The sequence below is a fragment of the Leifsonia soli genome, assembly GCF_013408745.1.
Classification (GTDB): Bacteria; Actinomycetota; Actinomycetes; order Actinomycetales; family Microbacteriaceae; genus Leifsonia; species Leifsonia soli.
In genome coordinates this window covers 3892773-3917147 of the sequence record NZ_JACCBJ010000001.1, presented here as the reverse complement: position 1 = coordinate 3917147, position 24375 = coordinate 3892773, and the positions used below count along the sequence as shown (strand labels likewise).

Here is a 24375-nt window from a genome sequence, read left to right as displayed (position 1 = left end):
GGCCGACGACGCCGACGGTGACGGCGTCGATCTCGGGATTGATCGCCAGGGCGACCACGCGGCCATCGGGAGCGACGACCGGAGAGGGCCGCCCGACGCGGTTGCTGAGCTCCGGCTCCCGCTCCTGCACCAGCCCCAGCTCCGCCAGTTCGGCGACGAGGGCGCCGACGGTCGACCGGTTCAGCCCGGTCGCCTGCGTGAGCGCCGACCGGGCCAGCGGACCCTCGCGGTGGACGAGCCCGAGCACGGTCGCGAGATTGTGCCGCCGCACCGTGTCGAGGTTCGTCCCCGTCGCCTTGCCGTTCATACTCCGCGTAACTGTACCGTCGGGCCGGGCGTCCTGTGACGTGGGCGCCAGGCGCGCGCCCACGTCACCGGCCGGCCGGCCCGGATGCGCCGGCTCAGTCGAGGGTCGCCGTCCCCGACTCCGAGGCTGCAGTGCGGCCGGTGACCGCGTCCCGCAGCGTGAAGGGATGCTCGCCCGGCCCGGTCGCGGTCAGCGCCGAGCCCCGTCGGGTCACCGTGTACTCCGCGTCCTCGCCCTCGGGCGTCGTCACCGTCACGGTGCGCACCCCGTCCGGTCCCGGGTAGACGGCGAGGGTGAGGCCGGTGCGGTAGTCGTAGTCCGGGCGGTCGTCGCGGGCGCCGAGGGGCAGGACCGCTCCCTCGCGCACGAACAGCGGGATGCTGTCGAACCCGTGGCTCTCGCGCAGCCAGCGTCCGCCCTCCACCCGTCGCCCGGAGAAGTACTCGGTCCACGTCCCGTCGGGCAGGTAGAACTCGACCTCGGACGGTGAGAACACGGGCGCGACCAGCAGGTCGGCTCCGAGCATGTACTGCCGGTCGAGGTAGCCGACCGCCGGGTCGCCAGGGAACTCCAGCTGCATCGGGCGCATGACCGGGGTCCCGGCGGTGTGCGCCTCCCGGCCTGCGGCGAACAGGTACGGCATCAGCCGCAGCTTCAGCTTCGTGAACAGCCGGGTGACCTCCACGGCCTCCTCGTCGAACGCCCACGGCACCCGGTACGAGTCGCTGCCGTGCAGCCGCGAGTGGCTCGACAGCAGGCCGAACGCCGTCCAGCGCTTGAACACGCCCGGGTCCGGGGTGCCCTCGAAGCCGCCGATGTCGTGGCTCCAGAAGCCGAAGCCGCTGAGGGCCAGCGAGAGCCCGCCGCGCAGCGTCTCGGCCATCGACTCGTAGCTGGAGGTGTTGTCCCCGCCCCAGTGCACGGGCAGCTGCTGACCGCCGGCCGTCGCCGACCGCGCGAACAGCACGGCGTCGCCCTCGCCCCGCGCCTCCTGCAGCACCTCGAACACGGCCTCGTTGTAGAGCTGCGTGTAGAGGTTGTGCATGCGCTCGGGCGACGAGCCGTCGAAGTACTCCACCTCGAGCGGGATGCGCTCCCCGAAGTCGGTCTTGAAGCAGTCGACCCCCTGGGCGACGAGCGCGCGCAGCTCGTCCTGGAACCAGCGGGTCGCGTCCGGGTTCGTGAAGTCGACGAGGCCCATCCCGGCCTGCCACAGGTCCCACTGCCAGACGTCGCCGTTCGGCCGCTTCACGAGGTAGCCCGCCGCCGCGGCCTCGGCGAACAGCGGGGAGCGCTGACCGATGTAGGGATTGATCCACACGCAGACGCGGAGGTCCTTGTCGTGCAGGCGCGCGAGCATCCCCTCCGGGTCCGGGAACGTGCGCGGGTCCCACTCGAAGTCGCACCAGTTGAACTCGCGCATCCAGAAGCAGTCGAAGTGGAACACGGACAGCGGGAGGTCGCGCTCGGCCATCCCGTCGATGAAGGAGGAGACGGTCGCCTCGTCGTAGTCGGTCGTGAAGCTGGTGGACAGCCACAGGCCGTACGACCACGCCGGCACCGCTGCCGGCCGGCCGGTCAGCGCGGTGTAGCGCTCCAGGACCTCCTTCGGGGTGGGGCCGTACACCAGGTAGTACTCGAGGCTCTCCCCCGGCACCGAGAACTGGACCCGCTCCACCGACTCCGACCCGATCTCGTACGAGACGTGGCCGGGGTGGTTGACGAGGACGCCGTAGCCGCGGTTGGTGAGATAGAACGGAATGTTCTTGTAGGCCTGCTCGCTGGAGGTGCCGCCGTCGGCGTTCCAGATGTCGACGACCTGGCCGTTCTTCACCAGCGGCCCGAAGCGCTCGCCCAGGCCGTAGACGAGTTCGCCGACGCCGAGCGCCAGCTGCTCGTGCACGAAGGTCCCCTCGCCGGCCACGGTCATGTAGCCGAGCGACTTGTGGCCGCTCGAGGTGAGAACCCGGTCGCCCGCCGAGAAGGTCAGCGACCAGGGAGCACCGCGCTTCACCGTGGCCGTGAGGCCGCCCGTGGTGAGCACCCCCGCCTGGTCGTCGACGGACACCTGCGCGTGCCCCTCCTCGACGTGGAGGTCGAAGCCCCGCTCCGGTCGCGTGCCCTGCCAGTGGTCGATGCGGACGCCGACCACCCCCGGCAGCGGCGAGGTGAGGGTGACGGTCAGCGTCGGACGGTTGAGGGTGTCGCCCCGGCGCTCGATGACCTTGGCGGGTGCGGTGATCGTGATGCTGTCGTCGCCGGCGACCACGTCGTACGCCTCCTGGGCGTAGACGGGCGTGACGCCGTCGCGCAGCATCCAGAAACCATCGGTGAACTTCATGCGGTGACTGCTCCGGTTACTTGACCGCGCCGGCGGTGATGCCGCGGGTCAGGGTGCGCTGGAAGATGAGGAAGAAGACGAGGGTGGGGATGAGACCGAGCAGCGCCGAGGCGGACGTGGTCGTCACATCCATGAGCCGGTCGCCCTGCAAGGCGCTGATCGCCACGGGGACCGTCTGGTTGTCGTTCGACACCAGGAAGGTCAGCGGGATCAGGAACTCGTTCCACGTCCAGATGAAGAAGAAGATGAGCAGGACGCTCAGCGTCGGCCGCGAGATCGGGACGACGACCCGCCACAGGATGCGCCAGCGGCCGGCGCCGTCGAGGGATGCGGCCTCCAGCACCTCCTTCGGGAAGGTGCCGTAGACGCTCGACAGCAGGTAGGTGCCGAATGCGCTCTGGATCACCGTGAAGATGATGATGACCGCCCACGGATTGTCGTACAGGCCGACCTGCTTGAACATGAAGTACAGCGGGTAGAGCAGCGCCTCCTGCGGCAGCATGTTGGCCAGCAGGAAGAGCACGATGATCCAGGTGCGGGCCTTCACCCGGCCGATGCCGAGGGCGTACGCGTTCAGCACGGACAGCACGACGGAGAGCAGGGCGACCATCCCGGAGATGAAGATCGAGTTCCACAGCTTCTCGGGGAAGTTGACGCGGTTCCAGAAGTTCACGATGCCGTCGGTGTAGAACGACGTCGGCAGCTGAAGCGGACCGCCCGAGTTGTAGTCGGCCGGGCTCTTGAACGAGTTGATCAGGATCAGCAGGAACGGGAACGCGATGCCGATCCCGATGAGGATCGCGACGACCAGGATGACCCAGTCGGTCACGGTCTTGCGCGGCTTCTGGCGCTTCAGCTTCCGGGGAGCAGCGGGGGCCGCATCCGTGCGGGGGCGTTCGATGGTGGTCGACATCAGATCTGGTTCTCCCTGCGCTCCGCGCGGTTCTGGGCGAGCATGAAGAGGACGGAGACGGCGATGATGACCACCGTCAGCGCGGTCGCGATCGTTGCGCCGTATCCCACCTGCTGGCTCTGGAAGAACTCGCTGTACGAGTAGTAGCTGGGCACCATGGTCGCGGTGCCGGGGCCGCCGCGGGTCAGGGTGTAGACCGGGCCGAAGACCTTGAGGGCCGCGATCGTGCAGGTCAGCGTCACGACGAAGATCTCGGGCCGGATGATGGACACGGTGATCGAGCGGAACCGCTGGAACCAGTTCGCGCCGTCGAGCTCCGCCGCCTCGTACAGTTCGGGGTCGACGCGCTGCAGCGCGGCCATGAAGATGACGACCGGGTAGCCGATCTGCACCCAGACCATCACCGCCATGATCGACGCGAGGGCCGTGTCCGGGCTGCCGAGCCAGTTGTGCGAGAACTGGCCGAGGCCGACGGCCTGCAGCATGGTGTTGAGCGCGCCGTTGTCCGGCCGGAGGATCCACCCGATCACGATCGCGGCGATGACGACCGGAAGGATCTGCGGGAGGTAGTAGGTGGCCCGCAGGAAGCTGGCGAGCTTGCCGCCGAACTTCTTGCCGACCAGGTCGAACAGCATCGCGGCGAGGATGAGGCCGACGAGGGTCGGGATGACGACCATCGCGACGATCATGGCGATGGAGTTGCCGAACGACGTCCAGAACTTGTCGTCGCCCATCAGCCGGACCCAGTTGTTCAGTCCGATGAACTTGGGCGGGCGGATGCCGCGGTAGCTCGTGAAGCTGAGGTAGATGTTCCAGACCAGCGGCACGAGGACGATCACCGTCAGCAGGACGAATCCCGGGAGCAGGTACCACCAGAACCGGCCGTGTCCGTGGCCGGGCACCAGCGATTCGCCGCGCGCTCTCTGCGTGCGCCCCTCGGGCGCGCGCACCGTCACGTCGACCATGCGTTCTCTCCTTTGCGTTCCCTCCCCACCGTCGAGTCCGCGAACTTTGCACGCTGGAGCGGTGTTCCGCGTGCAATCTCTGCGGACTCGACGGCGGGGGCGAGAGGGGGTGTTATTGGTTGACGATCTGGTCGACGCCGTCCTGGTACTCGGAGCCGAGCTCCTTGTTGACCGCGGACGGATCCTTCGTGCCGTTGATGAGCTCCTGCAGACCGGCGTTGAGCTGGTCGTAGAACGTCGGCGTCGGCCAGTCGGGGTAGTACGCGATGCCGTCCTCACCGGTGAGGGTGTTGAAGTTCGCGATGAGCTCCTTCGACTTCTCGTCGGTGATGTCGCTCGTCTTGGCGGCGACGGGGACACCGCCGTTGTTGCCGATCAGCGCCTGGATCTTCGGCGTCATCGTGATGTCGATGAACTTCTCGGCGAGGCCCTTGTTCTTCGCCTTCTCCGGGATCACCCACATGTTGCCCGCGGATCCGGGCGAGAGCTTGGTGCCGGGGAAGAGGAACGTGCCCCACTGGTAGTCCTTGATCTCCGTCTGGAAGCGGCCGTACCACCAGCTGCCCGAGAAGAAGATCGGGTACTTGCCCGAGATGAACGACGTGCCGGCGTCCTCGGCCTTGAGGCCGGAGGCGTCCTTGGAGATGTAACCCTTCTGCACCCAGTCGTCGACGGTCTTGGTGGCGTAGGAGAGCTCGCTGCCCTGCCAGTTCACCTTGCCCTTGTAGAGCTGGTAGTCGTCGACGAAGGAGCGGTCGGCCTTGGTCAGCGCGAGCTGGTACCAGAGCTGACCGAGCGGGTACTCCGCGGCCGACTCGGCGAGCGGGGTGACGCCGTTGTCCTTGAACTTCTGCAGCGCGGCGACGAACTCGTCCTGGGTCTTCGGGACCTCGATGCCGTACTTCGCGAACATGTCCTTGTTGTAGTAGACCTCGACGTACTCGCCGTAGTTCGGGACGCCGTACCAGGAGCCGGAGCCCATGATGCCCTTGTCGTCGTAGCGAGCGGTGGTCTGCAGGCTCGGCGCGAGCTTCTTGTCCCAGCCGTACTTCTTGACGGCGTCGTCGAGGTTGCTGAGCAGTCCCTGGCTGGCGAGGAGGCCGGCGGTGGCGTTGCCCTTGTTGTACTCGAGGATGTCGGGGGCCTGGTCCGAGTTCAGGACCTGGGACGCGGTGGAGCGGATCTGCTCGAAGGCCTTCGCCTCGAACTTGACCTTGGCGCCGGTCTCCGACTCGAACTCCTTGATGGCCTCGTTCCAGGCCTTGCCCATGGCGGAGTCTTCGCTCTCGAAGTGCCACAGGGTGAGCGTCTTGCCCTTCCCGTCGGTGCTGTCGGACGACGAGCCGGACGTCCCGGAGCAGCCGGCGAGCAGCAGGGCGCCGGCGGCCAGAACGGCGCCGATTGCGAGGTGCCTCTTGCGCATCTGTTACCTCCTTGTAGTGGAGTGGACGCGCGTCTGCAGGCCTCGCAGCCACTCCGATGCATTTTGTTGGTGAACACAACATAAGCGACCGACTGCTCGGAAAGCAAGTTCACGTTTCGATTCCCAACCGCACGAAAACAGGGCAGACCGGTTAGTTCTCGGTAACAACATACGAGCCCGGATCGCCCGGATTCCGGTGGATGGGGGCGATGTTCGGGCTACGCGGCGGCCAGCGCCCGCGCCGGGTCCGCGATCAGATCCGCCAGCACCAGCTCGGCGGCGCCGATGAGCAGCTGGTCCGTGCCCAGCTCCGCCTCGACCACCGTGACGCCCTCCCTCGCCGAGTGCACGACATCGTCGAGGAGATCGGGGGCGCCGTGCGCACGGGCGCCCCGGTAGAGGGCGGCGAGGAAGCCGCCCAGGACGAGCAGGGAGGGATTGAAGACGTTGACGGCGTTGCGGGCCGCGATCGACAGCGACGCGTAATCCCGCTCGATGACGGCGAGCGCGACCGGGTCCTCCGTGGCCACCAGACGATCGGCGAGGGATGCCGCCTCCGCGGACGCGAGACCCACCGACGCCAGCAGCTCCGCCTGCGTCACCTCGGCCTCCAGACATCCGCGGGAGCCGCACGAGCAGGAGCGGCCGTCCGACCGGACGAACGTGTGCCCGAACTCCCCCGCGTATCCGGCGGCGCCCGTCAGCAGGCGGCCGCCGCCGACGGCCCCTCCGCCGATGCCGGACGCCCCGCCGATCATGTACACGAGGTCGTCGATGCCGCGACCGGCCCCGAACGCGCTCTCCGCGCGCAGGCCCAGGACGGCCGCGTTCGCCGCCCACACCCGGTGGCCGGTCGCGGCGGACAGCATCCCGGCGAGCGGTTCGTCCACCCAGCCGAAGTGCGTCGCCTCCCGGACCATGCCGTCCGACAGCCGCACCTGGCCCGGGACGGCGACGCCGATCCCGGCGATGCGGATGCCCGACTCCCCCGCCAGCATCCCGGCGATCCCGGCGGAGGCGAGCGTGACGGTCTCCGCGGCCGACCGCGCGGACGCGGTCTCGATGCGGACGCGCTTGAGCACCCGGCCGCCGAGGCCGACGAGACCGACGATGACCGCATCCACCTCGGGGTTCACGGCGACGGCGGCCACACTGCCCGAGACCCGGACGACCGGGCTGGGGCGGCCGGCCCTCCCGCCTCCTGGCGTCTCGTCCACCTCGACCAGGTCGAGGGCGGCCAGCTCGGCCACCAGGTCGCCGACGGTCGAGCGGTTCAGCCCGGTCAGGCGCGTCAGGTCGCTGCGCGACAGGGCGCCGTCGCGGTGCACCAGGCCGAGCACGGTCGCCAGGTTGCTGCGGCGCAGCGCGTCCGTGGCGCCGCCCGACGACGGGCGGACGGTGCTCAGCTCGGATGCGGACATGGAATGACCATAACGCGCGGCGTGCGCGACGCCGCTCACCCGGTCGGCTCGCTCACCAGCTCTCGGGGCGCGCGCCCAGCGGCACCGGAGCGGGGCGCTCGACGCTGGACGAGAGCTCCACCACCGTGTGCGTCGCTCCCGCCCGGATCACCGACTCCATGATCTCCAGCACGTGGAAGGCGAGCTCGCCGGATGCCCGGTGCGGGCGACCCGTCTCGATCGCCCTGGCCATGTCGGCGAGGCCGTACCCGCGGCCGGCGTCCGCGTAGCCGGCGGCGACCGGCACCTCGCGGAACTCGCGGTCGTCGGCGGTCGCGACGGCGACCGGGTCCGAGAACATGTTCGGGTCGGGGACGGCGATCGTCCCGGCCGTCCCGTAGACCTCGAACTTCGGGGCGCGCGTCGCCCACACCTCGAAGGAGACGGTCACGGTCGAGATGACGCCGGAGGCGTGCTCGAGGATGGCGGTGACGTGCGTGTCCACATCCACCGGGATGGTCGAACCGGCGAGCGGGCCGGTCGCGACCGTGCGCTCGCGCGTCGAGCGTCCGGTGGCGCCGGAGACCCGCACGACCGGGCCGAAGAAGCTGACCAGGCTGGTCAGGTAGTACGGTCCCATGTCGAACAGCGGACCGCCGCCCGGCTGGTAGTAGAACGCGGGAGCGGGATGCCAGAGCTCGTGTCCCGGCGCGCTCCACGCGACGGCCGCGGCGACCGGATCGCCGATCCGTCCGTCGTCGAGCAGGGCGAGCGCGGTCTGGATGCCGGTCCCCAGCACGGTGTCCGGCGCGCTGCCGATCCGCAGGCCCAGCGCAGCCGCCCGTTCGAGCACCGGCGCCGCCTCGGCGGTCGAGAGGGCGAGCGGCTTCTCGCCGTAGACGTGCTTCCCCGCGGCGAGCGCGCGCAGGGCGATCTCCGCGTGGGCCTGCGGGATGGTCAGGTTGAGCACCGCATCCACCTCGGGATGCGCGAGCAGCTCGTCGACCGAGAGCCCGAGCACGCCCTGCTCCGCGGCGACGGCGGAGGCGCGTGCGACATCGAGGTCTGCGACGGCGGTCAGGCGCAGGTTCGGCAGCTGGGGGAAGTGCTCGAAGTACTGGCGGCTGATGACGCCGACCCCGACGACGCCGACATTCAACGGGACGCCCACAGCATCCCCCTCTCGATGATGGTGCGGACAGGCTGGCTCTCCACGATCTCCAGCCGGTGGCCGGGCGCCGAGACGAAGATGCGGCCGGCGCCCCACTGCCGGGTCCAGATGGCCGGCGCGGTGACCGGGCGGTTCCACGCGTCCCACGGGCGCACGCTCTGCGTCGTGGTGGCGAGGACGTCGTTGTACTCGTCGCTGAGCACCCAGTACTGCTCGGTGACGAGGTCGAAGTCCTCGATGCCCTGCGTGATGGGGTGCGTGCGGCCGTACTCGGTGATGTGCACCCTGTAGGGGATGTAGTTGTCCGACTGCTCGCCGGTCCGCTCGGCCGGGTCCTTGCCCGCGTGATGGGCGAACTGCCCGCCGATCATGTGCAGGTAGTCGGCGTTGTTGCGATACGAGTCGGCGATGCCGCCGTGCCAGCCGGCCATCCCCGTCCCGTTGAGGATCGCGCGCTGGAGGCCGCGGAACTCGGCGTCCTCGATGGTGTTCATGGTGTTGACCTGCACGACGAGGTCGACGGTGTCCATGACGGCGTCGTCCGCGTAGACGGCCGTGCCCTCCTCCACCCGGGTGTCGAAGCCGTTCTCGCGGAGGAACGGGAGGAACAGCTCCGTGGTCTCGACGGGCATGTGCCCATCCCATCCTCCGCGGACGATCAGTGCCTGCTTGCTCATGCTTCCTTCCGGTGTCGCCGCCTGCTCCTGAGTTTTTCGGCCCCGAGCACGGCGTGTCGGGCGAAGAACTCAGGAGCTGTCGGCGTGGGTCAGGGGATCGGGGTCCAGGCGCTGCCGTCGGCGGCGCTGCGCTCGACGGCGTCCAGGACGCGCTGGATGTGGAGTCCGTCGGCGAACGACGGCTCGGGGTCGGTTCCGGACGCGATGGCCGTGACCAGGTCGACGACCTCGTGGCTGAACGCGTGCTCGTACCCGATGGCGTGTCCGGTCGGCCACCAGTTGGCCATGTAGGGATGCTCGGGCTCGGTCACGATGATCCGCGTGAACCCCTGCTCCCCGGCGGGGGCCGTCGCGTCGTAGAACTGGAGCTCGTTCATCTCCTCGAGGTCGAACGCGATCGCGCCGCGGGAGCCGCTGAGCTCGATGCGCAGGGCGTTCTTGCGTCCGGTCGCGTACCGCGTCGCCTCGAACGCGCCGATGGCGCCGTCGGCCTCGCCGCCGGCGAGACGGGCGGTGAACCAGGCGGCGTCGTCGACGGTGACCGTCCCGCGCTCGGTGGATGCGGTGCCCGACAGACCGACGCCCTCACCGAGCAGCGGGCGCTCCTCGACGAAGGTGGCCAGCGTGCCGGAGACGGCGCCGAGCTGCGAGCCGGTCAGGTGCTCGACGAGGTCGACGGCGTGCGCCCCGATGTCGCCGAGCGAGCCGGAGCCGGCCAGCGTCTTGTCGAGCCGCCACGTCATCGGGCCGTCCTCGTCGCGGAGCCAGTCCTGCAGATACAGCGCCCGCACCTGGCGGATCGCGCCGAGGCGCCCCTCCTGCACGAGCCGGCGGGCGAAACCGATGGCGGGGACGCGGCGGTAGCTGAAGCCGACCATCGAACGGATGCCGCGGGCGGCGGCGCGCTCCGCGGCGGCGGTCATCGCCTCGGCCTCGGCGACGGTGTTGGCGAGCGGCTTCTCGCACAGGACGTGCTTGCCGGCGTCGAGGGCCGCGATCGCGATCTCCGCGTGGCTGTCGCCCGGCGTGCAGATGTCGACGACGTCGATGTCCGGGTCGTCGATCACCGCGCGCCAGTCCGTCTCGGCCCGCTGCCAGCCGAACCGGCGCCGGGCGTCCTCGACGCGGACGGTATCCCGGCCGACGATCACGGACATGACCGGCTCGGCGGGGAGGTCGAAGAAGCGCGGGGCGGTGCGCCACCCCTGCGAGTGCGCTGCGCCCATGAACCCGTACCCGATCATGGCGACCCGGAGCTGCGGTCTGTCGTCGGTCATCGTCGGCCCTTCGTCTGGCGGTACCCGTGCGACGGTAGTTCGGCGCACCGGGCGGAGCAAGTTTCTCGCCAGTGTTGGAAAACTTTCGTCAGTCCGCGGGCGGCGCCGTCGACGCGCGCTCGACCAGCGCGGTCGCGAGCTCCAGCCGGCTGTTCTCGCCCTCACCCGCCCTCAGGCGGAGCGCGAGCCGCGTCGCCTCCTCCGCCATCTCCTGCAGCGGCTGCCGGACGGTCGTCAACGGCGGACGCGCCCACGCGGCGGACGGCGCATCGTCGAAGCCGACGACCGACACGTCCCCCGGCACATCCAGTCCGAGCGCGAAAGCGGCGTCATAGACCCCGAGCGCCTGCATGTCATTGCCGCAGACGATCGCGGTCGGCCGGTCCGGCGACGCGAGCAGCCGCCGGCCCTCCCGCTCGCCGTCGGCCCGCGAGAACCCGCCCCTGCCGATCTCCGACGGCACGGGGAGCCCCGCCTCCTGCAGCGCCGACTGGTACCCGGCGACGCGAGCGCGCGAGCACATCAGGTCGGCGGGACCGGCGATGGCGGCGATGCGCCGGTGGCCGAGCGCGAGCAGATGACGGGTCGCGGCGACCCCTCCCGCCCAGTTGGTCGCGCCGATGGCCGGGACGTCCGGCGGAGGGTCGCCCGCGGGGTCGACCACGACGAAGGGGATGTTGCGGGTGCGCAACTGACGCCGGTGATCGGCCGTCAGGTTCGAGAACTGCAGGACGATGGCGATCGGCTTGCGGCGGAGCACCCCGGTGATCAGCTCGTCCCCGACGGCGTGGTAGTCGCCGATGGTGGAGAGGGTCATCGCCAGGCCGTTCTCGCGGGTGACGCGCTCCACGCCGCGGATGACCTCGACGGACCACTCGCTCGCCAGGTTCTCGATGACCAGCTCGACGGCCTCGCCGCGCTCGGCATCCACACCGCGGCGGGCGTAGCCGGAGTCGTGCAGCAGCTCCTCGACGCGGCGGCGGGTGCCTGCGGAAACGCCGGGGCGGCCGTTGAGCACCTTCGACACGGTCGACAGCGACACGGACGCCTCACGGGCGATGGCCTCTAGGGTCGGGCGGGTCGGACCGGGCATGGAGCCACTGTCGCACACACCGTCGCACACCGGGCCGCTGCGACGCTCGGCCGCGGGCTGTGCCACAATGACGCCCAGCCTCCCGCCGCACGTTGCGAAAACCGTTCAGAAAGCGAGACCGATGCCGCTCACCGACCTGACCCACTCCGAACTGCTCGCCTTCCGTCCGCAGGTCGAGGAACCCGCCGACTTCGACGCCTTCTGGGAGCGCACGATCGCCGAGGCCCGCGCCGCTGGCGGCGTCCCCGAGCTGACGCCCGCCGACTCGCCCGTGACGCAGCTGCGGATCGACGACCTGGTCTTCCCGGGCTTCGGCGGGGAGCCCGTGCGCGCCTGGGTGTCGCGACCGCTCCACGGCGACGGGCCGCTGCCCGCGGTCGTGCAGTACCAGGGCTACGGCGGAGGGCGGGGGCTGCCCGGCGAGAACGTGGCGTGGGCGCTGGCCGGGTACGTGCACGTGTTCGTCGACACGCGCGGACAGGGCAGTGGATGGGGCAGCGGCGGAGACACGCCCGACCCGCACGGCTCGGGGCCGGCCACTCCCGGTGTGATGACCCGCGGCATCCACTCGCCGGAGACGTACTACTACCGGCGCGTGTTCACCGACGCGGTGCGCGCCATCGATGCCACCCGGTCGCTGCCGTTCGTCGACGCCGACCGGATCGCCGTGACGGGCGGCAGCCAGGGCGGCGGGATCGCCCTCGCGGCCGGGGCGCTGGCGGGCGGCGTCACCGCGGTGATGCCGGATGTCGCGTTCCTCTGCGCGTTCCGCCGGGGCGCGGAGGTCGCGGCCGGCGGACCGTTCATCGAGCTCGCGACCTATCTGTCTGTGCACCGCGACGAGGTCGCCGACGTGTTCCGCACCCTGTCGTACTTCGACGGGGTCAACTTCGCCCGCCGCATCCACGCGCCGTCGTTGTTCTCGGTGGCGCTGATGGACACGATCGTGCCGCCGTCGACCACCTTCGCCGCGTACAACCACCTCGCGGCGACCGACCGCGCCATCGAGGTCTACCCGTTCAACGACCACGAGGGCGGAGGCGGCGCGCACTGGCGCACGCAGGCCGCGTGGCTGGCCCCCCGCTTCCGCTGACCGCGGCGCGCCTCCCCCGCCTCCCCCGCCTCCCCGTCGAAGACGTGCGCCAAATCTCGACGGGACCGCGGCGCGGGGTGGCGCGAGGGTCAGGAGGGGGGCGCGGCGGTCGTCGCTCGGCGGACCAGGCGGGTGGGGAGCCGCACGTGGATGCGCTCCGGCGTCTCGCCGTTCATCAGCCGGATCAGCAGGTCGGCGGCCGTCGCGCCCAGGCCCTGCATGGGCTGGCGCACGGTCGTCAGCGGCGGGCTGAACTGCGACGCCTCGGGGATGTCGTCGAAGCCGACCACCGAGAGGTCGCGCGGGACATCGAGGCCGAGCTCGGCGGCGACCTCGATGACCGCGATCGCCGAGATGTCGTTCGCGGCGAACACCGCGGTCGGCCGGTCCGCCCGGCGCAGCAGCGGCAGGGTCACCTCGCGAACGGTGTCGTGCTCGTAGCGGCCGACTGCCACCAGCGACGGATCGAAGGGGATGCCCGCCTCGCCCAGCGCGCGGCGGTATCCCGCGTCGCGGAGACTCGACGAGCGGAGGTCCGGACGTCCGGCCACGAAGGCGATGCGGCGGTGGCCCAGCCCGATCAGGAACGCGGTCGCGTTGCGCGCGCCGCCGAAGCTGTCCGATTCGACGGTCGGCAGGTCGGCGCGGCCGGCGTGCGGGTCGATGGCCACCATCGGGACGTCGACGTTCGCGTTCACGACGGTCGGAGTGACCATGATGACGCCGTCGATGAGCGTGCCGCTGAGCCGGCTGAGAGAGCGCCGCTCCCATCCCTCGCTCGACGGCTGGCGCGATCCGCTGTACGCGAGCAGGTCGTAGCGCGAGTCGTGGAGCGCCGTCCCGACGCCTTTGAGGATCTCGGCGGAGAACGGCTCGAAGTCGGCGACGAGCACGCCGATCACGCCGGTGCGGCGCGACCGCATGCTGCTGGCGACCAGGCTCGACTCGTAGCCGAGCTCCTGCACCACCTGCAGCACGCGCTCCACCGTCGAGGTCGCCACTCCGTACCGGCCGTTCACGGCCTTCGACACGGTGGCGACCGAGACGCCGGCAGCAGCAGCCACATCGCTGATCGTCGGACGCCGTCCCATGGCGTCAGAGCATAGCGTAGAAAAGGTTTTCGAAAACGTTTGACACCACCCCCGTCGCTTGCGACACTTCCGTCGTCCCCACCTCAACGAAGAGAACAGGTTGGAATCACATGAAAGGCACCAAGCTCCTCACCGGGGCCGCCGTCGTGATGGCCGGCGCGCTCGCCCTCACCGGGTGCAGCGGCGGCTCCGACAGCTCCAGCGACGGCAAGGTCTCCATGACCCTCTGGCAGAACTCCACCACCGGCCCCGGCCAGGCGTTCTGGAAGAATGCCGTCGCAGCATTCGAGAAGGCGAACCCGAAGGTCACCATCAAGGTCCAGTCCATCCAGAACGAGGACCTCGACGGAAAACTGCAGACCGCGCTCAACAGCGGCGACGCACCCGACATCTTCCTGCAGCGCGGCGGCGGCAAGATGGCGGCGATGGTCAACGCAGGTCAGCTGATGGACATCACCGGCAAGGTGTCGTCCGAGACCAAGAAGAACATCTCCGAAGGCTCGTTCAAGGCCGAGACCTACCAGGACAAGGTGTGGGCCATGCCCATCGCCGTCCTGCCGGGCGGGCTCTTCTACAGCCAGGACCTGTTCACGGCAGCAGGCATCACCGAGGCACCCAAGACGATCGACGACCTCAACGCCGACGTCACGAAGCTGAAGGCCACCGGGGTCGCCCCGATCGCCCTCGGCGCCAAGGACGCCTGGCCGGCGGCGCACTGGTTCTACTGGTTCGCACTGCGCGAGTGCGCAGGGTCGACCATGGAGAAGAGCGCCGACTCGAAGTCGTTCAACGACCCGTGCTGGCTCAAGGCCGCGGAGGACCTCGACGCGTTCGCCAAGACCAAGCCGTTCAACGACGGCTTCCTGACGACCTCCGCACAGCAGGGCGCAGGCAGCTCGGCCGGTCTCGTGGCCAACCACAAGGCCGCGATGGAGCTCATGGGCGCGTGGGACCCGGGCGTGATCGCGTCCCTGACCCCCGACCAGAAGCCCCTCCCCGACCTCGGCTTCTACCCCTTCCCGGAGGTTCCCGGCGGTAAGGGCGAGCCCGGCTCGATCATGGGCGGCGTCGACGGCTACTCGTGCTCGGTCAAGGCTCCGAAGGAGTGCGCCGACTTCCTCAACTTCGTCGCGTCGACGGAGCAGCAGGAGGCCTACTACAAGGCCTTCAACGCCCCGCCGGTCAACTCGGAGGCGCAGAAGGTCGTCACCGAGCCCTACCTGAAGGATGTACTGAAGGCCTACAACGCGGCCCCGTACGTCTCGCAGTGGCTCGACACCGTCCTCGGACAGAACGTCGGCAACGCGCTCAACGTGGCGGTCGTCGACATGCTGGCGGGCAAGAGCGACCCGAAGCAGCTCATCCAGGCGGCCAACGACGCCGCCAAGAAGGGCTGAGGACGGTCCTCGTGACGAACATCCGCGAGAACACGTCCCCCGGCGTCGCGCCGACAGCGGGTCTCGCGCAGCACGGCGGGGGCGGCGCAGCCGCGTCGTCCCCGCCGCAGCCGCGCCGCCGCAAGGGCAGCGGCTGGGCCATGCGCCTGGAGATCGCGCTGCTGGCCGGGCCCGCAGCCATCGTCTTCCTGGCGTTCGTGATCTTCCCCGTCGCGATCGCCGCCTACTACGGCTTCTTCCGCTGGCAGGGATACGGGCCGGCCACCGACTTCGTCGGCCTGCAGAACTACATCACCATCCTCCAGGACTCCGCGTTCCAGCAGGCCCTCATGCACAACGGGCTCATCGTGATCGGGTCCCTGGTGCTCCAGGGTCCTGCGGCGATCCTGCTGGCGCTGCTGCTCAACCGCAAGATGCGCGGACAGTCGCTGATCCGCGTCCTGATCTTCGTGCCGTACGTCATCGCAGAGGTCGTCGTCGGCACCGGGTGGAGCCTCATGCTCTCCACCAACGGCGCCCTCAACGGGCTCCTGAAGAACATCGGGCTCGGCTTCCTCGCGCAGGACTGGCTGTCGAACCCGAGCCTGGCGATCTGGACGCTGCTGGCCATCCTGACCTGGAAGTACGTCGGCTTCGCCGTCATCCTCTTCCTGGCCGGCCTGCAGGGCATCCCCGAGGAGCTGTACGAGGCCGCCGCCCTCGACGGCGCGTCGTACTGGCAGATCCAGCGACGGATCTCCCTGCCGCTCCTCGGCCCGACGCTGCGCATCTGGGCGTTCCTGTCCATCATCGGAGCGCTCCAGCTGTTCGACCTCGTCTACATCATCTGGGGCCAGTACGTCGCCTCGACCGCCGGCACGTCGACCATGGCGACCTACATGGTCGCCAACGGCCGCAACGCCGGCAACTTCGGCTACGGAAACGCCGTCGCCGTCGTCATCTTCCTGATCTCCCTGATCGTCGCCCTCTTCTACCAGCGGTTCGTGCTGCGGCGGGACACCGAGGGCGCGCTCACGGGTGACAGGCGCACCGGAAGGAAGAAGCGATGAGCGCCTTCACCGTCATCCCCGACGCCCCGGACGCCCCGGGCGTCCTGGAGGCGCCGGACCGCAAGAAGGCCAAGGGGCTGCCCTGGGGCTCCCCGACCGTCTACTTCGTCGCCCTCGTCGTCATCGCGCTGATGCTGGCGCCGATCGCCTACATCGTCATCGGCGGGTTCCGCACGAACTCGCAGATCACGATCGACCCGGCCGGATTCCCCAACCCGTGGAACGCCGCGAACTACATCGGCGTGCTCACCGGCGGGGTCTTCTGGCAGGAGGTGCTCAACTCGACCATCGTCGCCGTCGTGACGACGGTCGGCGTGATCATCCTCGGCCTGATGGCGAGCTACGTCCTCGCCCGCTACCGGTTCCGCGGCCGCGGCGCCCTCTACGCGCTGTTCGCCGCCGGCCTGATGTTCCCGATCACGGTGGCGATCACGCCGCTGTACATCGTGGTCCGCAATCTCGGCCTGATGAACTCGCTCGGCGGCGTCATCCTCCCGCAGATCGCCTTCGCCCTTCCGACGACGATCATCATCCTGGTGCCGTTCCTCCGCGCCATCCCGGACGAGATCCAGGAGGCGGCCTTCATCGACGGCTGCAGCCGACTGGGCTTCTTCTGGCGGATGGTGCTGCGCCTGTCGCTGCCGGGGGTCATCACCGTCGGCATCCTGGCCTTCATCGCGAGCTGGAACAGCTACCTGCTGCCCCTCTTCCTCCTCAACAACGACGCGACGTTCACGCTGCCCCTCGGAGTGCAGGCGTTCTCGTCGCAGTACTCCGTCGACACCGCCAAGGTGCTGGCGTTCACGTCGCTGTCCATGATCCCGGCGCTGATCTTCTTCAGCCTGTTCGAGCGCCGCATCGTCGGCGGCCTGACCGGCGCCGTCAAGGGCTGACGCCCGCCCGTCAAGAAGTGTGAGATCGACATGACCGAATCCCTTCCGCGCTCGACTGCGCCCTCCGAGCGCGTGAGCGCCCTCCTCGCCTCCATGACGCTGGAGGAGAAGCTCGCGCAGCTGGTCGGCTTCTGGGTCGACAAGGGCGACGAGCTCGTGGCGCCGATGGCCGGCGAGATGGGCAACCCGGGTGCGTACGCGGACGCCACCGTGCACGGTCTCGGACAGCTGACCCGCGTCTACGGCACGCGGCCGGTCGATCCGGTCGAGCGCGCGGCCTGGCTGTGGGCGGAGCAGCGCCGGTTGAAGGAGGAGACCCGGCTGGGCATCCCCGCGCTTGTGCACGAGGAGTGCCTCACGGGGCTGGCGGCCTGGAAGGCGGCCACGTTCCCGACGCCGCTGGCGTGGGGGGCGTCGTTCGACCCGGAGCTGGTGGAGGAGATGGCCGGCCTGATCGGGATGTCGATGCGCGAGCTGGGCATCCACCAGGGGCTCGCTCCGGTGCTGGATGTCATCCGCGACCCGCGCTGGGGCCGCGTCGACGAGTGCATCGCCGAGGACCCGTACGTCGTCGGGACGCTCGGCACCGCCTACGTCCGCGGTCTGCAGGGCGCCGGCGTCCACGCGACGCTGAAGCACTTCGTCGGTTACTCCGCCTCACAGGCCGGGCGCAACCACGCGCCGGTGCACGCGGGACCCCGCGAGGTGCGCGACACCCTGCTGCCCCCGTTCGAGATGGCGCTGCGGGATGGCGGGGTGCGCTCGGTCATGAACTCGTACGCCGAGATCGACGGCGTCCCCGTCGCGGCGAGCGCCGAGTACCTCACCGGAGTGCTCCGCGACGAGTGGGGCTTCGACGGGACCGTGGTCTCCGACTACTTCTCCGTCGCCTTCCTGCACACCATGCACGGGGTCGCCTCGGATCTCGGCGAGGCCGCGGCGATCGCGCTCGCGGCCGGCATCGATGTCGAGCTGCCGACCGGCGACGCGTTCCTCGAGCCGCTGGTCTCGCGCATCCGCTCGGGAGAGGTCGACGAGGCCCTGGTCGACCGGGCCGTGCTGCGCGTGCTCGCGCAGAAGGAGGACCTGGGTCTGCTGGACGAGGCCTTCGACGCGCCGCCCGCATCCATCGACCTCGACACGCCCGCCCATCGGGACGTGGCGCTGCGGCTGGCCGAGGAGTCCCTGGTGCTGCTGACCAACGACGGCACGCTGCCGCTCGCGTCGGCCCCGGCGAGCATCGCGGTGCTCGGCCCGAACTCCGACGCCCCCGAAGCGCTGATGGGCTGCTATTCGTTCGCGAACCACGTCCTCGCCCACCACCCCGAGGTTCCGCTCGGATTCGAGCTGCCCTCCGTTCTGGACGCGGTGCGGGCGGAGTTCCCGTCCGCCTCCGTCGCGTACGAGCGCGGCTGCGACGTGGAGGGCGACGACCGCTCCGGCATCCCCGCCGCCGTCGCGGCGGCGAGCGCCGCCGACGTCGCGGTCGTCGTGGTCGGCGACCGCGCCGGGCTGTTCGGCCGCGGGACCGTCGGCGAGGGCAACGATGTGGAGAGCCTGGAGCTCCCCGGCATCCAGCGCGAGCTGGTCGAGCGGGTCGTCGCGACCGGGACCCCGGTGGTGCTCGTCGTGCTCTCCGGCCGTCCCTACGCGATCTCCTGGGCCGTGGAGGGCGTCACGGCTCCCGCGGCCGTGCTGCAGGCGTTCTTCCCCGGCGAGGAGGGCGGCCGCGCACTGGCCGCCGTGCTCTCGGGGCGGATCTCGCCGTCCGGTCACCTCCCGGTGTCGCTCCCCCGCTCGGCGGGCGCGCAGCCGTACTCGTACCTCCACCCGGTCCTGGGCGGCCCCACCGAGATCACGAGCGCCGACAGCACGCCGGTGCTCCCGTTCGGTCACGGACTCTCGTACACGATGTTCGAGCGCAGCGACCTGGTGGCCGACGGGGAGGTGGCCGCCGGAGGGACGTTCACCGCGACCGTCCGCATCCGCAACACGGGCGAGCGTGCCGGTACGGACCTGGTGCAGCTGTATGCCCGGGATGTGCAGGCGAGCGTCACCCGGCCGGTGGCGCAGCTGCTCGGCTACCGGCGGGTGGAGCTGCAGCCGGGCGAGGAGGCCGTCGTGCGGTTCGCCGTCCCGACGACCCGCCTCGCCTTCTCGGACCGCTCGCTGACCCGCATCGTCGAGCCCGGGGCCGTGGAGCTCTGGGTCGGCCCGTCGTGCGACCTCCGCGAGACGACGGCGGACGTGACCATCATCGGCCCGGTGCACGAGGTCACCCCCGCGGACGCCCGCCTGGTGACGGCGGACGTCGAGACGGCTACCGTGGGTGCCGTCTTCACGGACGCGCGCTGACCGGCGCGTGACGGGCTGCGGGTTCGCCTGGCGGACTCGCGCTCGTCGCCGCAGTGCTGTATAAGTTTATTGAAACAACAAATCACCGACGACGCTGAAGGAACATCATGAGCCTCACCCCCACCCGTGCCGACAAGTTCTCGTTCGGACTGTGGACCATCGGCTACAACGGCACCGACCCGTTCGGCGGCCCGACCCGCCCGCAGCTCGACGTGGTGGAGGCGGTGCACAAGCTCGACGAGCTCGGCGCCTACGGCCTCACCTTCCACGACGACGACCTGTTCGCGTTCGGCTCGACCGACGCCGAGCGCCAGAAGCAGATCGACCGGCTGAAGCAGGCCCTCGCCGACACCGGCATCATCGTGCCGATGGTGACCACCAACCTGTTCAGCGCCCCCGTCTTCAAGGACGGCGGCTTCACCTCCAACGACCGCGCCGTCCGCCGCTTCGCTCTCCGCAAGGTGCTGCGCAACCTCGACCTGGCCGCCGAGCTCGGCGCCAAGACGTTCGTGATGTGGGGCGGCCGCGAGGGCGCCGAGTACGACTCGGCCAAGGACATCCGCGCCGCCCTCGAGCGCTACCGCGAGGCCGTCAACCTGCTCGGCGACTACGTCACCGACAAGGGCTACGACATCCGCTTCGCCATCGAGCCGAAGCCGAACGAGCCGCGCGGCGACATCCTGCTGCCGACCCTCGGTCACGCCATCGCCTTCATCGAGTCGCTGGAGCGCCCGGAGCTCGTCGGCCTCAACCCCGAGGTCGGCCACGAGCAGATGGCGGGCCTGAACTTCGCCGCCGGGATCGCCCAGGCGCTGTACCACGGCAAGCTCTACCACATCGACCTCAACGGCCAGCGCGGCATCAAGTACGACCAGGACCTCGTCTTCGGTCACGGCGACCTGCAGAACGCCTTCGCGCTCGTCGACCTGCTCGAGAACGGCGGCCCGAACGGCGGACCGGCCTACGACGGCCCGCGCCACTTCGACTACAAGCCGTCCCGCACCGAGGACATCACCGGTGTCTGGGAGTCGGCCGCGGCCAACATGCGCACCTACCTGCTCCTCAAGGAGCGGGCGCAGGCGTTCCGCGCCGACCCCGAGGTGCAGGAGCAGCTGGAGGCGTCCCGCGTCATCGAGCTGACGCATCCGACGCTCGGCGAGGGCGAGTCGTACGATGACCTGCTCGCCGACCGCAGCGCGTACGAGGACTTCGACCCCTCGGCGTACTTCGGCGGTAAGGGCTTCGGCTTCGTCCGCCTGCAGCAGCTCGCCCTCGAGCACCTGCTCGGCGCGCGCTGATCCCCTCCCCCGCCCGCTCCCGCCCGCCGTCGAGTCCGCACTTTTTGCACGTTCTCGGTCTGAAAACGTGCAAAGTTCGCGGACTCGACGGCGGGTGGGATCTCTTCTGAAAGGACAGCCGTGACTCTCGTCGCCGGCGTCGACTCCTCGACGCAGAGCTGCAAGGTGGTCGTGCGCGACCTCGGGACCGGCGAGCTGGTCCGGTCGGGCCGCGCCGCGCATCCCGACGGAACCGAGGTCGATCCGGCGGCCTGGTGGAGCGCGCTGCAGGAGGCCATCGCGGCCGCCGGCGGGCTCGACGACGTCGCCGCGATCTCCGTCGCCGGACAGCAGCACGGCATGGTGGTGCTGGATGCGCAGGGCCGGGTCATCCGCGACGCCCTGCTCTGGAACGACACCCGTTCCGCGCAGGCCGCCCGCGATCTGATCGACGAGGTCGGGGCCGAGGAGTACGCGGCCCGCGTCGGTGTGGTGCCCGTCGCATCCTTCACCGCGACCAAGCTGCGCTGGCTGCGGGATGCGGAGCCAGGCAACGCCGCACGCGTCGCCGCCGTCGCGCTCCCCCACGACTGGCTCACCTGGCGCCTCCGCGGCTACGGACCGGAGGGCGAGAGCGAGCTCGGGCCCGACCTCGAGGCGCTCACGACGGACCGCTCCGACGCGAGCGGCACCGCCTACTGGGGCGCGGCCTCCGGCGCGTACGACCTCGACCTGTTCGCGCGTGCGCTCGGGCGTTCCGGCCGTGAGGCGGGCTCGGGAGCGGGCGGCGACGCCGTGATCCTGCCCCGCGTCCTCGGCCCGTCGGAGTCGGCCGGCCGCACGCCGTCCGGCGTGCTCGTCGGACCGGGCGCCGGCGACAACGCGGGCGCCGCCCTCGGCCTCGGCGCCGCGGACGGCGACGTCGTCGTCTCGATCGGCACCTCCGGCACGGTCTTCGCCGTGACCGACGCGCCCATCGCGGACGCCTCGGGAACCGTCGCGGGCTTCGCGGACGCCTCCGGCCTGTCCCTCCCCCTGATCGCGACCCTCAACGCCGCGCGCGTTCTCGGCTCCATCGCCGACCTGCTGTCGGTCGACCACGACGGGCTGTCCGCCCTCGCCCTCTCGGCGGAGCCGGGATCGGGCGGCGTGGTGCTGGTGCCGTACTTCGAGGGCGAGCGCACCCCCAACCTCCCGGACGCGAAGGCCAGCATCCACGGACTCACGCTCGCCTCGACCACGCCGGCGAACCTCGCACGGGCCGCGATCGAGGGGATGCTGTGCGGGCTGGCCGACGGACTCGACGCCGTCCGCGCGGCCGGCGTCCGCGAGCGCCGCATCCTGCTGATCGGCGGTGCGGCGCAGAATCCGGCCGTCGCGCAGGTGGCCGCGCAGGTCTTCGACGCCCCCGTCGAGGTGCCGGCCCCCGGCGAGTACGTCGCCGACGGCGGCGCCGTCCAGGCCGCCTGGGCGCTGACCGGAACCCGTCCGACCTGGACTGTTGAGACCTCCGCCGCGCTCCCCGTCGACACCCGTCCCGTCATCCGCACCCAGTACGCCGCCGCCCGCGCCTAGCCCCACGCCGACAGCTCCTGAGTTTTTCGCCCGACACGCCGGTCGGCGGGGCGAAAAACTCAGGAGCTGTCGGTTTGGGTCAGAGGGCGGACGCGGCTCGGGCGACGAGGATGAGCGGCGGCTCCGCGATGTCGAGCGTGAGCTGGCGTTCGTCGCCGGCAGGCGGCTCGAGCGTCGCGAGCTGACTCTGCAGCATCCCCGACTTCATGAAGTGGTGCTCGCGCGACGAGAGGCGCTCCGCGAGGAGCTCCGGGGTGCCGCTCAGGTGCAGGAACAGCACGTCGTCCCGGCGCAGCACGTCGCGGTACCGCCTCGCCAGCGCGGAGCACGCGACGACGACGGGACGCCCGGCGTCGAGCCGCTCGCGCATCCACTCGGCGATCGCGGCCAGCCAGGGCGCGCGGTCGTCGTCGGTGAGCGGGATGCCCGCGCTCATCCGCTCGACGTTCGTCGCGGGATGCAGGCCGTCGCCCTCCAGCAGCTCCCATCCGAGGCGCTCGGCGAGGAGTTCGGCCACGGTCGACTTGCCGCATCCGGCGACGCCCATGACGACGACCGCACGCACCGGCGTCACCCGAGGCCGCCGACGAACAGGCTCAGGATCAGCACACCGGCCAGCCCGACGAGAGAGACCAGGCACTCCAGCACGGTCCAGCTCTTCAGCGTCTGCGGGATGCTGAGGCCCAGGTACTCCTTCACCAGCCAGAATCCGGCGTCGTTGACGTGCGACAGGAACACCGAGCCCGCGCCGATCGCCAGCACCATCAGCGACACCATCGGGGTCGACAGGTGCTCGGTGAGCGGGAGCAGGATGCCGGCGGCGGTGACGGTCGCGACCGTCGCCGAGCCGGTCGCGATGCGGATCAGCGCGGCGACGGTCCAGGCGAGCAGCAGGACGACGATCCCGCTCGCGCCGGTCGCCCATCCCGCGATGACCTGGCCGATGCCGGTGTCGACGAGCACCTGCTTGAACCCGCCGCCGGCGCCGACGATGAGCAGGATGCCCGCGATCGGCGGAAGCGAGGCGGCGAGACTGGTCTGCATGGCCGCACGGTTCATCCCGCCGCCGAGGCCGAGCAGCAGAAGGCCCGCGAGCACCGCGATGGTGAGCGCGATGACGGGCGTGCCCAGGAAGTCCAGGACGACCTTCCAGACCGGCGCAGCATCGGGCGCGGCGATGTCGGCGACAGCCTTGCCGAGCATGAGGATGACGGGCAGCAGGATGCTGATCAGCGCAGCGCCGAACGACGGCCGACGACGAGCCGGCCCATCTCCCTCCTCCGGGACGAACAGGTCGGGGACCCCGACCGGCACCCATCGCGCGGCCAGCCGGCTGAACAGCGGGCCGGCGACCGCGATCGTCGGGATGGCGACGATCACGCCGAAGGCCAGCGTGAGACCGAGGTTGGCGCCGAGCGCGCCGATCGCGACCAGCGGTCCGGGATGCGGGGGCACCAGGCCGTGCATGGCGGAGAGGCCCGCGATGGTGGGGAGGGCGATGCGCATCAGCGGGAGTCCCGAGCGCCGGGTGACCAGGATGATCACCGGCATCAGCAGCACGAGGCCGACCTCGAAGAACATCGGGAGGCCGATGATGGCGCCGACGGCTCCCATCGTCCACGGCAGGAGACGGGCGCTGGTGCGCGAGACCAGCGTGTCGACGATGCGGTCGGCGCCGCCGGAGTCGGCGAGGAGCTTGCCGTACATCGCGCCGAGGCCGATGAGCACGCCGACGCTGCCCATGGTGTTGCCGAAGCCGGTGATGAAGCTCCCGATCGCCGCATCCGCGGCCAGGCCCGCCGCCAGTCCCGCGACGAGCGAGCCGAGCAGGAGCGAGAGGAACGGGTGCAGCTTGAGCCAGGTGATCAGCACAACGATGACGGCGATGCCGGCCAGCGCGGCGACGATGAGCTGTCCCTCGGGTGCGCTGGGGTGGGGCGCGGGAGCGGGGGCCGCCGCGGCGACGGCGAGTGCCGCGGGTGCCGCGTGCGTGAACAGGGTGGGGGTCATGAACGTCCTCGGTCGTGATTCCGGATGGGGCACGAACACTCTAGGAATAAACCTGATTTGTGTCTAAT

At 70.4% G+C, this 24375-nt stretch carries 20 protein-coding genes; 7 read left to right on the top strand and 13 right to left on the bottom strand.

Annotated features, from left to right (window positions below; all coding sequences use genetic code 11):
• The 10 genes from BJ963_RS19010 to BJ963_RS18965 all read right to left on the bottom strand — a co-directional run.
• Positions 1-307 (bottom strand): MarR family transcriptional regulator (locus BJ963_RS19010; protein ID WP_179457969.1); only part of this gene is annotated, 307 nt, incomplete at its 3' end.
• 94 nt (positions 308-401) lie between these two features.
• Positions 402-2648, bottom strand: a complete 2247-nt coding sequence (gene yicI / locus BJ963_RS19005; protein ID WP_179457968.1) for an alpha-xylosidase — start codon at positions 2646-2648, stop codon at positions 402-404.
• Positions 2649-2664: 16 nt separating this feature from the next.
• A complete protein-coding gene (locus tag BJ963_RS19000) occupies positions 2665-3561 on the bottom strand; it encodes a carbohydrate ABC transporter permease (RefSeq protein WP_089913646.1) in 897 nt (298 codons plus the stop codon).
• Complete coding sequence (locus BJ963_RS18995; RefSeq protein ID WP_089913649.1) at positions 3561-4526, bottom strand: carbohydrate ABC transporter permease; 966 nt, start codon at positions 4524-4526, stop codon at positions 3561-3563. Before BJ963_RS18995 ends, BJ963_RS19000 begins: the two co-directional genes overlap by 1 nt.
• 112 nt (positions 4527-4638) lie before the next feature.
• Entirely contained in the window at positions 4639-5949 is a 1311-nt protein-coding gene (locus BJ963_RS18990; RefSeq protein ID WP_089913653.1) for an ABC transporter substrate-binding protein, read from the bottom strand.
• A gap of 218 nt (positions 5950-6167) precedes the next feature.
• Positions 6168-7370, bottom strand: a complete 1203-nt coding sequence (locus BJ963_RS18985) for an ROK family transcriptional regulator (protein WP_089913655.1) — start codon at positions 7368-7370, stop codon at positions 6168-6170.
• Between the two features lie 52 nt (positions 7371-7422).
• Positions 7423-8520, bottom strand: coding sequence for a Gfo/Idh/MocA family protein (locus BJ963_RS18980; protein ID WP_179457967.1), 1098 nt, complete (start codon positions 8518-8520; stop codon positions 7423-7425).
• On the bottom strand, positions 8505-9197 hold the full coding sequence (locus BJ963_RS18975) for a ThuA domain-containing protein (protein ID WP_179457966.1): 693 nt from the start codon (positions 9195-9197) through the stop codon (positions 8505-8507). Before BJ963_RS18975 ends, BJ963_RS18980 begins: the two co-directional genes overlap by 16 nt.
• 89 nt (positions 9198-9286) lie before the next feature.
• A complete protein-coding gene (locus BJ963_RS18970) occupies positions 9287-10474 on the bottom strand; it encodes a Gfo/Idh/MocA family protein (protein ID WP_179457965.1) in 1188 nt (395 codons plus the stop codon).
• 88 nt (positions 10475-10562) lie between these two features.
• The gene (locus BJ963_RS18965) at positions 10563-11567 is read right to left on the bottom strand and encodes a LacI family DNA-binding transcriptional regulator (protein ID WP_179457964.1); all 1005 of its coding nucleotides are present in this window, start codon (positions 11565-11567) and stop codon (positions 10563-10565) included.
• A 121-nt stretch (positions 11568-11688) separates the two neighbouring features.
• Between BJ963_RS18965 and BJ963_RS18960 the strand changes: the two genes are divergently transcribed.
• The gene (locus BJ963_RS18960; protein WP_179457963.1) at positions 11689-12660 is read left to right on the top strand and encodes an acetylxylan esterase; all 972 of its coding nucleotides are present in this window, start codon (positions 11689-11691) and stop codon (positions 12658-12660) included.
• A gap of 89 nt (positions 12661-12749) precedes the next feature.
• On the opposite strand, the gene BJ963_RS18955 is transcribed toward BJ963_RS18960, so the two are convergent.
• A complete protein-coding gene (locus BJ963_RS18955; protein WP_089913671.1) occupies positions 12750-13751 on the bottom strand; it encodes a LacI family DNA-binding transcriptional regulator in 1002 nt (333 codons plus the stop codon).
• A 110-nt stretch (positions 13752-13861) separates the two neighbouring features.
• Between BJ963_RS18955 and BJ963_RS18950 the strand changes: the two genes are divergently transcribed.
• The 6 genes from BJ963_RS18950 (at position 13862) to xylB (ending at position 22297) form a co-directional block, all read left to right on the top strand.
• Positions 13862-15148, top strand: a complete 1287-nt coding sequence (locus BJ963_RS18950; protein WP_089913674.1) for an ABC transporter substrate-binding protein — start codon at positions 13862-13864, stop codon at positions 15146-15148.
• Between the two features lie 11 nt (positions 15149-15159).
• Positions 15160-16197, top strand: coding sequence for an ABC transporter permease subunit (locus BJ963_RS18945; RefSeq protein ID WP_179457962.1), 1038 nt, complete (start codon positions 15160-15162; stop codon positions 16195-16197).
• Positions 16194-17090, top strand: coding sequence for a carbohydrate ABC transporter permease (locus tag BJ963_RS18940; protein WP_179457961.1), 897 nt, complete (start codon positions 16194-16196; stop codon positions 17088-17090). Before BJ963_RS18945 ends, BJ963_RS18940 begins: the two co-directional genes overlap by 4 nt.
• 30 nt (positions 17091-17120) lie before the next feature.
• Positions 17121-19445 (top strand): beta-xylosidase/alpha-l-arabinosidase, encoded by a 2325-nt coding sequence (locus BJ963_RS18935; RefSeq protein ID WP_179457960.1) that lies wholly within the window; start codon positions 17121-17123, stop codon positions 19443-19445.
• Positions 19446-19552: 107 nt separating this feature from the next.
• Complete coding sequence (gene xylA, locus BJ963_RS18930) at positions 19553-20743, top strand: xylose isomerase (protein ID WP_179457959.1); 1191 nt, start codon at positions 19553-19555, stop codon at positions 20741-20743.
• Positions 20744-20863: 120 nt separating this feature from the next.
• A complete protein-coding gene (gene xylB / locus BJ963_RS18925; protein WP_179457958.1) occupies positions 20864-22297 on the top strand; it encodes a xylulokinase in 1434 nt (477 codons plus the stop codon).
• Positions 22298-22376: 79 nt separating this feature from the next.
• On the opposite strand, the gene BJ963_RS18920 is transcribed toward xylB, so the two are convergent.
• Both BJ963_RS18920 and BJ963_RS18915 read right to left on the bottom strand, forming a co-directional pair.
• Complete coding sequence (locus BJ963_RS18920) at positions 22377-22871, bottom strand: gluconokinase, GntK/IdnK-type (RefSeq protein ID WP_179457957.1); 495 nt, start codon at positions 22869-22871, stop codon at positions 22377-22379.
• Entirely contained in the window at positions 22868-24307 is a 1440-nt protein-coding gene (locus BJ963_RS18915) for a GntP family permease (RefSeq protein WP_218857135.1), read from the bottom strand. The genes BJ963_RS18920 and BJ963_RS18915 overlap by 4 nt, the downstream gene beginning before the upstream one ends.
• Positions 24308-24375 lie beyond the last annotated feature (68 nt).